A 13928-nucleotide genomic window follows, 5' to 3' on the forward strand; every position below is an offset into this window, starting at 1 on the left:
TCTCAGAGCACGCCTTTCGCGCCGACCCCGAACGCGGTGAACAGCCGCGTGATGATCAGTTTCGGCGACAGCGCCACGTCGGGGAAATCGCCGACCGGCTGATAGCAGGCGTAGAAGCCCGGATCGCTGGCGCGCATTGGCTGGCAGTCGGGGTTGAGGTCGTAACTGGTGGCATAGCGGAACGGCCACAGATCGAACAGCGGCAAGCTTTCGGAGATGCTGCCAATCGCGTCGCTGATGTCGGAGAGCACCGGTACCGTCGACTGCCGCGGTGCGATCGTCCACGCGTTTTCCGGTTGGGTGTCGCGCATGATGCTGTGGCGCAGCTGGTCGGCAAACGTGGGGTCGTAGATGATCACCCCGGCTTCGGTGTTGTAGTGGTCCGAACGCGGATCGAAGTTGTGCGAGCCGACCATCGCAAACGCATCGTCGATCACGATCGACTTCGCATGCAGGCCGAAACGGCGGCCCTCGCTGAGCAACGGCGCCGGCCGGTTGTTGCTGCCGCGGCTGCCGAGCAGGTGGAAACGCGCCTGTTTGGCACTGGCCGGGCTGGCGGTTTCCGCCGGCAGCACGGTCGTGTCCACGCCGAGATTGGCCAGCTCGTTGTCCACCGCCGGGCCTGGCGCATGCGGTTTCAATTCGTGGATCTCGAAGCCGAAGGTCTTCAGGTAACGCTTGCGGTGCTTGTACGACATCGCATACACGGCGAATGCGTCAGTCGAGGCCAGCGAGTTGGTCGAGACGATCACCCGCGGCGGCTCGGCGCGCTTGTGCAGCCGCTTGAAGATGCGCTGGGCCTTCTTGCTCATCACCAGATACGGCGTCTGCAACAGCACCTCGCGTTTGGCGTCGCCGATCATGCGCATGATGTGCTGGGTGAAATCCAGCGCGCGCTGCTTGTCCGGCTTGTCGGTCTTCGAGGGCAGGTCGCTGAAGTAGTCGACCTTGCCGGCCTGCAGCGAAGGATCGACCAGCCACGCCCGCAGCCACAACGGATCTTCGGCGGCCTGCTGCACCTGTGCGACCCGCAGCGGGCGGCGGTAGTGTGGCGCTGGCCAGGCCGACGTCGCGTTGTCGTCCAGGATGCGCTGATTGACGTCGCGCAGGTGGGTCAGCGGCACCGCGCGCTTGTGCTTCCAGAACAGCTCGAAACTGGCCGCCATCTGCTTCGCGGCGGGACCACCGACCATCACGTCGCGATCGACGTAGTCGAAGTCATCGTCCCAGTTGAAGTAGCGATCCTCGTAGTTGCGTCCACCGGTGATGCCGATGCTGTCGTCCACCAGCAGCAGTTTGTTGTGCATGCGCTGGTTGAACTGCATGAAGCAGCACAGGATGCCGGCGGCGAATTCCAGCGGCTGGGTACGGGCCTTGTGGAAGGTCGGGTTGTACAGCCGCACCTGCAGGTTCGCATTGACTCGCGCCAGCCGGTCGAGCAGATCCGGGTCGTTGAACGAGAACAGCTGGTCGGCCAGGATGCGCACCTGCACGCCGCGCCGCGCCGCCTGCACCAGTTCATCCAACACCAGCTGGCCGGTGTCATCCTGGTCCCAGATATAGGTTTGCACGTCGATCGACTGCCGTGCGGCGCGGATCAGGTTGATGCGTGCCGCCAGCGCCGGTTCGCTGTCGTCGAGCAGGGTCACCACGTGCACCGGTTGTTCCGGCGTCGATGCGGCCAGCGCCCGGGTTGCCTCGGCCAGCAGTGGCGACGGCACCGCGCAATGGTCGGCTTGCGCGCAGTTCACGCTGCGGTCGGTGGTGCTGGCGACGATCGCGTCGGCGCGACGGATCTGCGCCTGCGACAGCGTGCAGCCCTGCAACAGCAGGATCGCAAGCAAGAGCGGCAGGCTGAATCGACGCAGGAAACCAAGCATGCACGAATGATACGGAGGATGTGTGCCGCAACGGTGAGAGCGTGCCATGCGGGCGTCGTTCAACCGCGCTGAAGCGTCAGCGCGATCGGCGAACGTGGGGTGATGCGTCGCGTCAGGGCGACCAGAACGCGTCCAGTCGGGCATTGCCCGGTTCCAGCGAACCATTCAGGTGCAGCACGGCCAGCGCACCGGGCGGCATGCCGCGGAATTCGTCGGAGCGGCCTTCGACCAACAACGCCACCAGCCGCTCGATGCCGGGATTGTGACCCACCAGCATGACGGTGCGGGCGTCGCCGTGCTGGTCGAGCAAGGCCAGCAGTTCGCCGGGCGAGGCGTCGTAGATTTCGCTGGCCAGTTGCGGCACCGGCGCGGAGTCGATCGCGGCCAGCGCCAGGCGGGTGGTCTCGTCGGTGCGCCGGGTCGGCGAACACAACACGCGATCGGGTCGGATGCCGTGCGAGGCCAGCCACAATCCGGCCGCCTGCGCCTCCTTTTCGCCGCGTGCGCTGAGCGGACGCTGCTGGTCATCGCCCGCGGTTTCTATCGGGACGGCTTCGGCATGGCGCAACAAAATCAGTTCTTGCATGGAGGACTCCGGGGTGTGGTCGCGCGTGGCGCGATGGCTGCATCAAGAGGGGCTCGCTTCAATGTTGACGCTTGATCCAGCGCAGCAGCGCCTTCCAGTCCTGCTGGTGGTTGCGCACCTGCTCGGACTGGTAATCGAAGATGCCCTTGCCCAGTGCACCCAGCAGCACATAGGCTTGGCTGTCGCGCAGTTGCGCCACGATCGGAAACGGGGATTGTTCGGCGAGCTGGGCGATCGCGTCCTGGCTGGCGTGAGTCCAAGGCTTCAGGCGGTTGGCGACCAGCCCCACCGGCAGCTTGCCGCGCTTGATGCGGTTGATCGACTGCAGCTCCTCGATGAAGTGGAGGGTGGCGTGCAGGTCGAACGAGGACGGCAGCACCGGCACCAGCAGCACGTCGGCCTGTTCCAGATACGGTTCCAGTTCGCGCTCGCCGGAGCCGGCCGGCGTGTCGATCAGCAGTTGCTGGGTATCCGGCGGCAATTTCTGCAGGGATTTTCGGCCGCCTTCGAGCGCCAGCACGCCGGGAACGTTGTCCGGTCGCAGGCTGGCCCAGCGGTAGCTGGAGCCTTGCCGGTCGGCGTCGATGATGGCGGTGTGCTGCCCTGCCTGTGCCCAGTGCGAGGCCAGCTGGGTCACCAGCGTGCTCTTGCCGCATCCGCCCTTGCTGCTTGCCACCAGCGTCGTAAGCATCGACTCACCCTTGTCGCGGAAGGTGACCCAAGCCTACACGGCTGCGGATGCGGCGCAAAGCGCGCGTTGCGATGAACTCAACCCGGCTGGTGCGGCTGCCAGTCGGCGGGTGCTTCGGCCGGAATGCTGTTGTCGCGCAAGGCCGCCAGCAACAGACTCATCTCGGTGCCGCCGTTGCGCGCTAGTGCCAGCAGATGCTGGGCCAGCGCCGGTTCGTTCTGCGCCCGGGCCAGCAGCTGGCCGAAGCTCTGTACTTGCCAGATCAGGTTGCGGCGGGCGTTCTTCGCTTCTTGCTGCTGCTCCGGATCGTCCGCCAGCACTTCGCGCAGATGCAGGCCGAGCGAACGCGACAGCGGACTGGAGCCCCACTCGAGCAGCTGGCCCAGCTTCAGGCAGTCGGCCTTGGTCGAGGCATCGCCGCTGGCGTTCTCGCACAGCTTGGCGACGAGTTGCAGCCCCGGTTGCGGCTGCGTGCCGGCGATGCCGTAGACCAGCATGGTCTGCATGCCCACCGCGCCGGCCTTCGAGGCCGGATCGAAGGTATCGGCCGGTGGCGGCAGCACGCCGATCGAACTGGCCAGCGCCTTCAGGCTGGCGCCGGTGTAGTCGTCATACAGCTTGCTGGCGGCGGCCTTGCCCAGATCCTCGCGGGCAGCGTCGTGCTTCAGGTCGTGCGCGTCTGCGCCGAGCTTGAGCAGCCATACCGCGGCATTGTCCGGTGCCTGGGTCAGCAGCTGGTCCAGCGCGGCGGTATTCGGGCAGGCATCGGCCTTGGCGTCGCAATCGGCCAGCCGCGCCCAGCTGACTGCCGCATCGGCGCCTTCAGCCATGGCGGCTCGTCCGATCAGGGTGTGGAAGCTGTTGACATCCGGCTGGTTGAACAGTGGCCGGGCCAGCAAGGCCGCAGCCAGCAGCGGCAGGGCATCGGCGCGCGGCGCCAGCACGCTGACCAGATCGCGCTGGAAGGCCAGCTGGGCCTTGTCGCGAGCCGTGGCGGCCTTGCTCGGTGCATGCCGGGTTTTGTTGCTGGCGGTTGTGCCGGCGAAGACCGGCGTGGCCAGTAGTGACAAGGCGCAAGTCAGGGCGAGGTAGCGCAATCCACGCGTCATTGGGCTTGGGTCCGCAATAAAGCGTTCAGCATAGCTCGTGCAGATTAAGCGCGGCTGATCCGCCGGTCCGTGCAACGGGGTGGCCCGATCAGGTTTGCCAGGATCACCAGTTTCGGCGCAAGGGCGCGCCCTCATGCTTCGGGAGACGCGTAGTGGATCATTTGTCGACATTCGCCGGTGGCGCCCCGTGGTTCGTCGGCTGGGGCACGCTGGCGCTGATCAACGCGGCGCTGGCACAGGGCAAGAACCGCAGCGGGCTGCTGTGGTTCCTGTTGTCGTTGTTGTGCGGCCCCTTCGCCACGCTGCTGCTGGTGCTGTTGCCGAAGGTGCGCAGCAAGATGTTCTAGGCGTGCCGCGCTTACTCGCCGAGCGCTTCGCGCATGAATTCCGGCTGAGCCAGCGCGCCCTTGTGGATATCAGCGTTGTAGTAACGGGTCGGGAAGTTCTTGCCGAGCGCGCCGCGCTCGCGGAAGCCGGACAGGTCGCCGCCCTTGCGCGCCATCGTGCAGCTCCACCAGCCGGTCGGGTAGCACGGCTGCGGGAACGGCAGCGTCTTCACCGCGCTGAAGCCGGAGGTGCGCATCGCCGAGCGCATCGACTTGATCAGGTCCAGGTGCGCCAGCGGCGATTCGCTCTGCTGCACCAGCAGGCCGCCGTGACGCAGCGCCTTGTGGCAGCTGGCGTAGAACGCGGCGTTGAACAGGCCTTCGGCCGGGCCGACCGGATCGGTCGAGTCGACGATCACCAGGTCCAGCGACTCCGGCTCGCATTCGGCCATGTACTTGATGCCGTCGATGAACAGCAGTTCGGCGCGCGGATCATGGTTCGAATCGCACAGCTCGGGAAAATACTCCTCGGCCAGTCGCGTGACGCGCTCGTCGATCTCGACCTGCACCGCCGACTCCACTTCCTCGTGCTTGAGCACTTCGCGCAGCGTGCCGCAGTCGCCGCCGCCGATCACCACCACGCGCTTGGCGCGCGCATGGGTGAACAGCGCCGGGTGGGTCATCATCTCGTGATAGAAGAAGTTGTCGCGGGTGGTCAGCATCACGCAGCCATCGATCACCATCAGGTTGCCCCAGTCGGTGGTCTTGTAGATCTCGATGGTCTGGAACGGGGTCTTCTCCGCGTGCAGCAGTTGCTCGGTGCGAAAACCGATGGAGGAGCCGGAAGCTTGGTGGGCTTCGGTGAACCAGCTGATCTGCTGCGACATGGCGGGGTGTTCCTGGCGAACCGGATGGAAGGATAAAGACTGCCAATTGTAGCGATAACGGCGGTGAACGTCCCGGCACGGGGACGGGGCGTCATGCGCCAATTGTCACAGCGGACCATTACAATGGCGCCCTGGCATCGCCGGCGCAGCGCGTCTGGTGGCCGACAAGCCCGATCGACCCCGCGGCGTGCGAGGCTTCCGGTCGCTCGGGCTTCGTGCTCCTTCGTCGAGCAACACCGTCAAGGCTCGCCGCTGCGACGACATCATCCGTTGGTAAAAGGAGCTTCGCTGATGTCGAACCATTGGAATACTGACTCTGCCCGCCACACCTACGCCGTGCCGCATTGGGGTGATGGCTATGTGGACGTGAGCGCGGCCGGCGAGATCGTGATGCGCCCACGCGGCGCCAGCGGCCCCGCCCTGTCGCTGCCGCAGATCGTCGAGCGTGCCCGCGCCGATGGCCTGCGCCTGCCCTTGCTGGTGCGCTTTCCCGACATCCTGGCCGATCGCCTCGCGCGGTTGCAGGGCGCCTTTGCGCGAGCAATTGCCGACAGCGCCTATGCGGGCGGCTATACGGCGATCTACCCGATCAAGGTGAACCAGCAGCGCGGCGTCGCCGGCGAGCTGGTCGCCGCCGGCACGCATGGCTTCGGCCTCGAGGCCGGCTCGAAACCCGAGCTGATGGCGGTGCTGGCGATGGCGCGGCCCGGCTCGATCGTGATCTGCAACGGCTACAAGGATCGCGAATACATCCACCTCGCGCTGATCGGCCTGAAGCTGGGCCTGCGCGTGCATATCGTGATCGAGAAGCTGTCCGAGCTGGACCATGTGTTCAGCGAAGCGAAGGCGCTTAACGTGGAGCCGCTGCTGGGCGTGCGCGTGCGGCTTGCCTCGATCGGCGCGGGCAAGTGGCAGAACACCGGCGGCGACAAGGGCAAGTTCGGCCTGTCGCCGAATCAGGTGCTGACCTTGATCGAGCGGCTCGATGCGGCCGGCCTCAAGCACACGCTGAAGCTGCAGCACTTCCACATGGGCTCGCAGATCTCCAACGTGCGCGACATCGCCAACGGCATGCGCGAGGCGACGCGCTATTTCGTCGAGCTGAGCCGGATGGGCGTGCCGCTGGAGATCGTCGACGTCGGCGGTGGCCTCGGCGTGGATTACGAAGGCTCGCGGTCGCGCAGCCACAATTCGATCAACTACTCGATCGAGCAGTACGCCGCCACGATCGTGCAGTCGCTGGCCGAGGCGGTCGAGACCGAAGGTCTGCCCGCGCCGCACATCCTCACCGAGGCCGGTCGCGCGATGACCGCGCATCACGCGGTGATGGTGGTCAACGTGACCGAGGTGGAACCGGTGCCGGTCGGCGCGATTCCGCCCTTGCGCGTGGAAGAGCCCGCCGTGTTGCGCCGGCTGCGCGAAACCTGGGAGGAACTGGATCGCCGTCCCGCGCTGGAGCTGTTCCACGAGGCCCAGCACCATCTGCAGGAGGGCCAGACGCTGTACGCGCTGGGCCAGCTGGCGCTGGCCGATCGCGCGCGGCTGGACGAGATGTACTACGCGATCGCCGGCGCCGTGCGCACGCGCCTGTTGCCGGCCGAACGCTCGCATCGACAGGCGCTGGACGAGCTGGACGAGAAGCTGGTCGACAAGTACTTCGTCAACTTCTCGGTGTTCGAATCGATCCCCGACGTGTGGGCGATCGGCCAGATCTTTCCGATCGCGCCGATCGCGCGGCTGGACGAACAGCCGACCCGGCGCGGCGTGATCGTTGACCTCACCTGCGATTCGGACGGCCGTATCGACCACTACGTCGATGCCGAAGGTGTCGACGTGAGCCTGCCGCTGCATGCACTGAAGGACGGTGAAAGCTACCGCCTCGGTATCTTCATGGTCGGCGCCTACCAGGAAACGCTGGGCGATATCCACAACCTGTTCGGCGATACCGATGCGGTGAACGTGCGCGTGGACGGCGACAGCTACACGTTCGCGCACGTGCGCCGCGGCGACACCACCGACCTGATGCTCGATTACGTTGGCTACGACCTCGAGGCGCTGCGCCAGAGCTACCGTGAGCGCATTGCCAGCGCGGGACTGAGCGGTGCCGAGGCCGAACAGCTGTATGGCGCGCTCGACGGCGGCCTGACCGCCTACACCTATCTGGCGGAAGAAACACACTGATCCGTTAGCCGAGCTTCCCTTCCTGGCGCGGCCGGGGTTCAATGGTGCGACGCAAAAAATCCCCACACATCGATCAAGGAGTCACGCATGGCAAGTCTTGATGGCAAGGTGGCATTGATCACTGGCGCGGCCAGTGGTATCGGCAAGGCGATCGCCGAGCTGTATGCAAAAAACGGTGCCGCGGTGGGCATTGCCGATATCAACCAGCAGGCCGCCGATGCAGCTGCCGCCGAGATCAATGCGGCCGGTGGCAAGGCCATCGGCGTGGCGATGGACGTCAGCAACGAGGATGCGGTCAACGCGGGCACTGACAAAGTGGTGGCCGCGTTTGGCCGTCTGGACATCCTGATCTCCAATGCCGGCGTGCAGATCATCAACCCGATCGACCAGTTCGCGTTCGCCGACTGGAAGAAGATGCTGGCGATCCACCTCGATGGCGGTTTCCTCACCACCAAGGCCGCGCTACAGCACATGTACAAGGGCGACCAGGGCGGCATCGTGATCTACATGGGCTCGGTGCATTCGCACGAAGCGTCCAAGCTGAAGTCCGCCTATGTCGCTGCCAAGCATGGCCTGCTCGGCCTGGCGCGCACGCTGGCGAAGGAAGGCGCCGCCCACAACGTGCGCTCGCACGTGATCTGCCCCGGCTTCGTGCGCACGCCGTTGGTGGAGAAGCAGATTCCCGAGCAGGCGAAGGAGCTGGGCATCAGCGAAGCGGACGTGATCAAGAACGTGATGCTGAAGGACACCGTCGACGGCGTGTTCACCACGGTCGAGGACATCGCGCAGACCGCGCTGTACCTGGCCACCTTCCCCAGCGCCGCATTGACCGGCCAGTCGTTCGTGGTCAGCCACGGTTGGTACATGCAGTAACGACGAAGCAGCTGCACTCGTGGCGGCGTGGTCGAGGCGATCGCGCTGCCGTCGTAGCCATGCCGTGCCAGGACATGTCCCCATGAAGATTGCCGACGTGAAGGCGAATGCGTTCGCCATGCCGCTGACCAGCCCGGCGTTTCCGCCCGGGCCGTATCGCTTCATCAACCGTGAATTCCTGGTGATCACCTACCGCACCGACATCGATGCGCTGCGTGCGGTGGTGCCCGAGCCGCTGGAAGTCACCGAGCCGCTGGTCAAGTACGAATTCATCCGGATGCCGGATTCCACCGGCTTCGGTGACTACACCGAGTCGGGTCAGGTGATTCCGGTGAGTTTCCGCGGGCAACGTGGCGGCTACGTGCATTCCATGTACTTGAACGACCACCCGCCGATTGCCGGCGGCCGCGAACTCTGGGGTTTCCCCAAGAAGCTGGCCAGTCCGGTGCTGGAGACCGAGATCGACACCCTGGTCGGTACCCTCGACTACGGCAAGGTGCGCGTCGCCAAGGCCACGATGGGTTTCAAGCATCGCGAGGTGGACCATGCCGCGGTGCTGGCCGGCCTCGCGGCACCGGGTTTCCTGCTGAAGATCATCCCTCACGTGGACGGTACGCCGCGCATTTGCGAGTTGGTCCGTTACTACACCACCAACGTCACGCTGAAGGGTGCATGGAGCGGACCCGGTTCGCTCGAGTTGCACCCGCACGCACTGGCGCCGGTGGCGGATCTGCCGGTGCTGAAGGTGGAGTCGGCGCTGCACTACATCACCGACCTCACCTTGGATCTGGGCGAGGTCGTGCATGACTACCTTGCTGATTGAATCGCCTCGCCAGATGAACGGAGCCAGCGCGTGAACTCTCGCAAATCCAGTCCGCCCGCCGACAATGGCGGCAAGTCCGCTTCCGCCCGGCCGGCGCAGGAGTACCACACCACTGCTCTGGTTTTGCAGGGTGGTGGTGCGCTCGGTGCCTACCAGGCCGGCGTCTACGAAGCGATGGCCGAGGCCGGTCGCCATCCGAACTGGGTGGCCGGCATCTCGATCGGCGCGTTGAACGCGGCGATCATCGCCGGCAATCCGCCGGAGCGGCGAGTCGAGCGGTTGCGCGAATTCTGGCAGACCATCTGCCAGCCGCCGCTGCTGCCGGCGCTGGGACTGCCGGCATTGCCGGATGGCCAGGCTTGGCCGGCATCCGCGCTGGGCGCGATGAGCGGCTGGGCTGCCTGGCGCGCACTTACCGAAGGCCAGGCTGGCTTCTTCACGCCGCGGTTGCCACCGCCCTATCTGCAGGCACCGGATGGACCGGCCAGCGCCAGCTACTACGACACCGCGCCACTGCGCGGCACGTTGGAGCGGCTCGCCGATTTCGACCGGATCAACGATCCGCGCACCTTGCGCGTGTCGGTCGGCGCGGTGAACGTGCGCACCGGCAACTTCGCCTACTTCGACAGTACACAGCAGCGCCTGCGGCCCGAGCATTTCATGGCCTCCGGCGCGTTGCCGCCGGGCTTTCCCGCGGTGGAGATCGACGGTGAGTTCTACTGGGATGGCGGCATGGTCTCAAATACGCCGCTGTACCGGGTGCTGACCGAGCAGCCGCGGCGCGACACGCTGGTGTTCCAGGTCGATCTGTGGAGCGCCGCCGGCACGCTGCCGCAGGACATGCTGCAGGTCGCCGAGCGCAGCAAGGAGATCCAGTTTTCCAGCCGCACGCGACTCGTCACCGAACACATGCGCACCGTGCAGGAACAGCAGCGCCTGCTGCACGACCTGATGGCGCTGGTGCCGGCCGATCGCCGCGGCGATCCGGCGTTCCGCCGTGCCGAAGCGCGCGCCAACGGCGCGCTGGTCAACGTGGTGCACCTGATCTATCGCGACAAGCCGTACGAAGGCAACTACAAGGACTACGAGTTCAGCGCGGCGACGATGCAGGAACATTGGCGCAGTGGTGTGGATGACATGCGCAAGACGCTGGGGCATGCGCACTGGCTCGACCTGCCCGATCCCGCGCGTCCATTCGTAACGCATGACGCGCATCGCGGCGAGGCCAGCTGATCGCTCCGCGCGTGCTTGTACGGGGTTGGAGAAAGCGTGCTGCCCGCCCGCCGGGCGTATCCGCTCAGCTGTCGCGGGCAACCTGCAGCCCGGCCGCCGACTGGCTGACCGGCATCACCTCGATGCGGTTGATGTTCAGGTGTGGCGGCTGGTTGGCGACCCACCAGATCGTGTCGGCAATATCGCCGGCGGTGATCGGGTGGGCGCCGGCGTAGAGCTGCTCTGATGCGGCCTGGTCGCCACTGGTGCGCACCAGGGTGAACTCGGTTTCGGCCATGCCCGGCTCGATCGAGCTCACCCGCACGCCGGTGCCGTGCAGATCGCTGCGCAGATTCTGCGAGAACTGGGTGACGAAGGCCTTGGTGCCGCCGTATACATTGCCGCCGCGGTAGGCGTAGCTGCCCGCGATCGAGCTGATGTTGATGATGGTGCCGCGGCGCTCGATCAGTTGGGGCAGCAGCAGATGGGTCATCGTCACCAGCGCGGTGATGTTGGTGTCGATCATCTGCTTCCACTGCGCCAGATCCGCCTGTTGCGCCGGCGCGGTGCCCAGCGCCAGGCCGGCGTTGTTGACCAGCAGGTCGATGTCGGCGAACGCCGGCGGCAGGTTGGCATGCGCCGCACGCATCGCAGCCTCGTCGCGGACGTCGAACGCCGTTGCGTGCACGCGGTCAGCGCCGTGGCGTTCAACCAGTTGCTGCAACCGATCGGCGCGACGGCCGCTGGCGATCACCCGCCAGCCCCCGGCCACGAAACGTTCCACGGCGGCGGCGCCGAACCCGGAGGTGGCGCCGGTGATCCAGGCAGTCTTGGTGGTCATGCGTGAGAGTCCAGCGCGCAGGTCTGTGTCGTCGTGCGCACGATGCGCGCTATTTGCCTTCCTTCAAGGCAATCGCATTGATTCCCGCCCCAGCCAGTCGCTGCTTGGTCGATTCCAGTTCGGTGGCGGAACGGAACGGACCGAGACGCACGCGGTTGTAGGTCTGGCCGCCGATGTTGACCGATTGCACGTTGGCGATGAAACCCTGCATGGCCAGTTTCGCTTTCAGCGTTTCCGCATCACCGGCGTTCGGGAAGGCGCCGACCTGCAGCAGGTAGCCACTGCCGGTGCCGGGTTGCGGCACGGCGGTGGCCGGCGCGGCGGTGATGTTCTCGCTGACCGCGGCCGGTGCATTCGCCGGCGCGGCGGGCGTTGCCGCCTGCTGGGCCGCAGCCTGTTGCTGGGCCTGCAGTTGTGCGGCTTGCTGCTTCTGCTGCTGTTCGGCGCGCGCCTGCGCGCTGATCACGGCGTCGGGGATGCGCACTTCCTTCTCCGACAGCACCGAGTAGAAATCGAATTGCGGTTTCTTCGGTGCGCTGTCGCTGGCGGCCGGTTCGACCACGCCGGGCTCGCTGCCGCGTTCGGCGGTGGCCTGCGGATTAGCCTGCGGGCCGTTGGGTTTGTTCATGCTGGTCAGCAGACTGCCACGCATCATCACCGCCATCAGGATGGCGCCGATCAGCACGCCGATGACGGCGTAGCCCCAGCCCGGGAAACCGTTGCTGCTGTTGCGCACGGCCTGCCGACCCTTGCCCTTGCGTGCTGCCATTACATGCTCTCCGGGGCGCTCAGGCCCAACAATGCCAAGCCATTTTTCAACACTTGCCGCGTCGCCACCACCAGCGCGAGGCGCGCGTTGCGCAACGCGGCGTCCTCGACCAGGAACTGATGCGAGTTGTAGTAGGTGTGGAATGCGTTGGCCAATTCACGCAGCCATGCGGCGACCAGATGCGGCTCCAGATTTGCCGCCGCGGCGTCGACCAGCTCCGGATACTTCGACAGCTCGGTCAGCAGGATCTGCTCGTGCTCGTTGTCCAACCGGGCCAGGTGGGCGAGGCCGTCCTGCAGGTCGAACGTGAAGCCCTTCTCGCCGGCTTGGCGCAGCACGCTGCACACGCGGGCATGCGCGTACTGGATGTAGTACACCGGGTTGTCGTTCGATTGCGAACGGGCCAGGTCGATGTCGAATATCAGCTGCGAATCGGTCTTGCGCGCGATCAGGAAGTAGCGAGTGGCGTCGCAGCCGGCTTCGTCGATCAGGTCGCGCAGGGTGAGATAGCTGCCGGCACGCTTGGAAATCTTCACTTCCTCGCCGCCGCGCATCACGGTGATCATCTGGTACAGCACGTAGTTCGGCCAGCCCTTGGGGATGCCCGCATCCAGCGCCTGCAGGCCGGCTTTCACGCGGGCTAGGCTGCCGTGGTGATCGGAGCCGAGCACGGTGATGGCGCTCTCGTAGCCGCGTTGCCACTTGCTCAGGTGATAGGCCACGTCCGGCACGAAGTAGGTGTAACTGCCGTCGGACTTGCGCATCACGCGGTCTTTGTCGTCGCCGTAGTCGGTGCTGCGCAGCCACAGCGCACCACCTTCTTCGTAGGTGTGACCGTGGGCGACCAGCTCGCGCACGGTCTCTTCCACCTTGCCGTCGCTGTACAGCGAGGACTCCAGGAAATACGTGTCGAAACCGACGCCGAACGCCTTCAGGTCGAGGTCCTGCTCGCGGCGCAGGCTGGCCACGGCGAAGCGGCGGATCGCGTCGAGGTCGTCGACATCGCCGGCGCCGGTCACCGTCTCGCCGTCGGCGACCACCGATTCGCGGTCGAGGTAGGCCCGCGCCACGTCGGCGATGTAGTCGCCGCGGTAGCCGCTTTCAGGCCAGCTGCTGTCGTCCGGGGTGATCCCGCGCGCGCGTGCCTGCACCGAGATCGCCAGATTCGCGATCTGCACGCCGGCATCGTTGTAGTAGTACTCGCGCTTGACGTTGCAGCCGGTGGCGTCGAGCAACCGGCTCAGGCAGTCGCCGATGACGGCGTTGCGGCCGTGACCCACATGCAGCGGACCGGTCGGATTCGCCGAAACGAATTCCACACCGACCGTCTTGCCATGGCCGGCGCTGCTGCGGCCGTAAGCATCGCCTTCGGCCATGATGCGGCGCACTTCGGCGTGGTAGGCGCCGGCGGCGAGGAAGAAGTTGATGAAACCGGGACCGGCGATTTCGATCTTCGCCACCAGTTCGTTCACCGGCAACGCGGCCACCAGTTTGTCGGCCAGTTCACGTGGCTTCGCACGAGCCGGCTTGGCCAGCAGCATCGCCACGTTGCAGGCGAAGTCACCATGCTCGCGGCTGCGCGCGCGCTCGATCACGAACCCCGGCAGGGTCAGGTCGGCAGGCAGGGTGGCATCGGCTTGCAGGGTCTGGATCGCCTGCAGCACCAAGTCGCGCAACTGTTCTTTCACGGGTGGGATCGGTTTCGTGATGGAACCGCCAATCCTAACAGACCACCATGCCGACGAAACGC

13 protein-coding genes are annotated in these 13928 nt (G+C 65.9%); 5 read left to right on the forward strand and 8 right to left on the reverse strand.

The annotated features are described in order from the left end of the window. Positions 1-2 precede the first annotated feature (2 nt). The 4 genes from IE071_RS15540 to IE071_RS15555 form a co-directional block, all read right to left on the reverse strand. On the reverse strand, positions 3-1880 hold the full coding sequence (locus IE071_RS15540; protein WP_189442515.1) for a phospholipase D-like domain-containing protein: 1878 nt from the start codon (positions 1878-1880) through the stop codon (positions 3-5). A 112-nt stretch (positions 1881-1992) separates the two neighbouring features. Further along, the gene (locus tag IE071_RS15545; protein WP_189442516.1) at positions 1993-2466 is read right to left on the reverse strand and encodes a SixA phosphatase family protein; all 474 of its coding nucleotides are present in this window, start codon (positions 2464-2466) and stop codon (positions 1993-1995) included. Positions 2467-2524: 58 nt separating this feature from the next. After that, positions 2525-3157, reverse strand: coding sequence for a ParA family protein (locus IE071_RS15550; protein ID WP_189442517.1), 633 nt, complete (start codon positions 3155-3157; stop codon positions 2525-2527). Between the two features lie 77 nt (positions 3158-3234). Then, complete coding sequence (locus IE071_RS15555) at positions 3235-4266, reverse strand: hypothetical protein (protein ID WP_189442518.1); 1032 nt, start codon at positions 4264-4266, stop codon at positions 3235-3237. Between the two features lie 152 nt (positions 4267-4418). Here IE071_RS15555 and IE071_RS15560 point away from each other — a divergent pair, with 152 nt between their 5' ends. Next, complete coding sequence (locus IE071_RS15560; RefSeq protein WP_189442519.1) at positions 4419-4613, forward strand: antitermination protein NusB; 195 nt, start codon at positions 4419-4421, stop codon at positions 4611-4613. Between the two features lie 11 nt (positions 4614-4624). On the opposite strand, the gene speE is transcribed toward IE071_RS15560, so the two are convergent. Beyond that, complete coding sequence (gene speE / locus IE071_RS15565) at positions 4625-5479, reverse strand: polyamine aminopropyltransferase (RefSeq protein ID WP_077517226.1); 855 nt, start codon at positions 5477-5479, stop codon at positions 4625-4627. 291 nt (positions 5480-5770) lie between these two features. On the opposite strand from speE, the gene speA reads away from it, so the two are divergent. From speA to IE071_RS15585, 4 genes are all read left to right on the forward strand, one after another. Continuing rightward, complete coding sequence (gene speA, locus IE071_RS15570; protein WP_189442520.1) at positions 5771-7660, forward strand: biosynthetic arginine decarboxylase; 1890 nt, start codon at positions 5771-5773, stop codon at positions 7658-7660. Positions 7661-7747: 87 nt separating this feature from the next. Continuing rightward, positions 7748-8533 (forward strand): 3-hydroxybutyrate dehydrogenase, encoded by a 786-nt coding sequence (locus IE071_RS15575; RefSeq protein ID WP_189442521.1) that lies wholly within the window; start codon positions 7748-7750, stop codon positions 8531-8533. Between the two features lie 82 nt (positions 8534-8615). After that, entirely contained in the window at positions 8616-9356 is a 741-nt protein-coding gene (locus tag IE071_RS15580) for an acetoacetate decarboxylase (protein ID WP_189442522.1), read from the forward strand. Positions 9357-9386: 30 nt separating this feature from the next. Further along, positions 9387-10589 carry a DUF3734 domain-containing protein gene (locus IE071_RS15585; RefSeq protein ID WP_229792943.1) on the forward strand — a complete coding sequence of 401 codons (1203 nt, stop codon included), beginning with the start codon at positions 9387-9389 and terminating at the stop codon, positions 10587-10589. A 64-nt stretch (positions 10590-10653) separates the two neighbouring features. On the opposite strand, the gene IE071_RS15590 is transcribed toward IE071_RS15585, so the two are convergent. The 3 genes from IE071_RS15590 to argS are packed head-to-tail and all read right to left on the reverse strand — an operon-like array spanning position 10654 to position 13866. After that, a complete protein-coding gene (locus IE071_RS15590) occupies positions 10654-11409 on the reverse strand; it encodes an SDR family NAD(P)-dependent oxidoreductase (RefSeq protein ID WP_189442523.1) in 756 nt (251 codons plus the stop codon). 49 nt (positions 11410-11458) lie between these two features. Continuing rightward, positions 11459-12178, reverse strand: coding sequence for an SPOR domain-containing protein (locus IE071_RS15595; protein ID WP_189442524.1), 720 nt, complete (start codon positions 12176-12178; stop codon positions 11459-11461). Next, positions 12178-13866, reverse strand: coding sequence for an arginine--tRNA ligase (argS, locus tag IE071_RS15600; RefSeq protein WP_189442525.1), 1689 nt, complete (start codon positions 13864-13866; stop codon positions 12178-12180). The genes IE071_RS15595 and argS overlap by 1 nt, the downstream gene beginning before the upstream one ends. Positions 13867-13928 lie beyond the last annotated feature (62 nt).

Source organism: Rhodanobacter panaciterrae (assembly GCF_014651895.1).
GTDB lineage: Bacteria > Pseudomonadota > Gammaproteobacteria > Xanthomonadales > Rhodanobacteraceae > Rhodanobacter > Rhodanobacter panaciterrae.

Bases quoted from the DNA above. Each gene is read 5' to 3' on its own strand.
- IE071_RS15540 (WP_189442515.1), bottom strand. From the start codon at position 1,880: ATGCTTGGTTTCCTGCGTCGATTCAGCCTGCCGCTCTTGCTTGCGATC.
- IE071_RS15545 (WP_189442516.1), bottom strand. From the start codon at position 2,466: ATGCAAGAACTGATTTTGTTGCGCCATGCCGAAGCCGTCCCGATAGAA.
- IE071_RS15550 (WP_189442517.1), bottom strand. From the start codon at position 3,157: ATGCTTACGACGCTGGTGGCAAGCAGCAAGGGCGGATGCGGCAAGAGC.
- IE071_RS15555 (WP_189442518.1), bottom strand. From the start codon at position 4,266: ATGACGCGTGGATTGCGCTACCTCGCCCTGACTTGCGCCTTGTCACTA.
- speE (WP_077517226.1), bottom strand. From the start codon at position 5,479: ATGTCGCAGCAGATCAGCTGGTTCACCGAAGCCCACCAAGCTTCCGGC.
- speA (WP_189442520.1), top strand. From the start codon at position 5,771: ATGTCGAACCATTGGAATACTGACTCTGCCCGCCACACCTACGCCGTG.
- IE071_RS15575 (WP_189442521.1), top strand. From the start codon at position 7,748: ATGGCAAGTCTTGATGGCAAGGTGGCATTGATCACTGGCGCGGCCAGT.
- IE071_RS15580 (WP_189442522.1), top strand. From the start codon at position 8,616: ATGAAGATTGCCGACGTGAAGGCGAATGCGTTCGCCATGCCGCTGACC.
- IE071_RS15590 (WP_189442523.1), bottom strand. From the start codon at position 11,409: ATGACCACCAAGACTGCCTGGATCACCGGCGCCACCTCCGGGTTCGGC.
- IE071_RS15595 (WP_189442524.1), bottom strand. From the start codon at position 12,178: ATGGCAGCACGCAAGGGCAAGGGTCGGCAGGCCGTGCGCAACAGCAGC.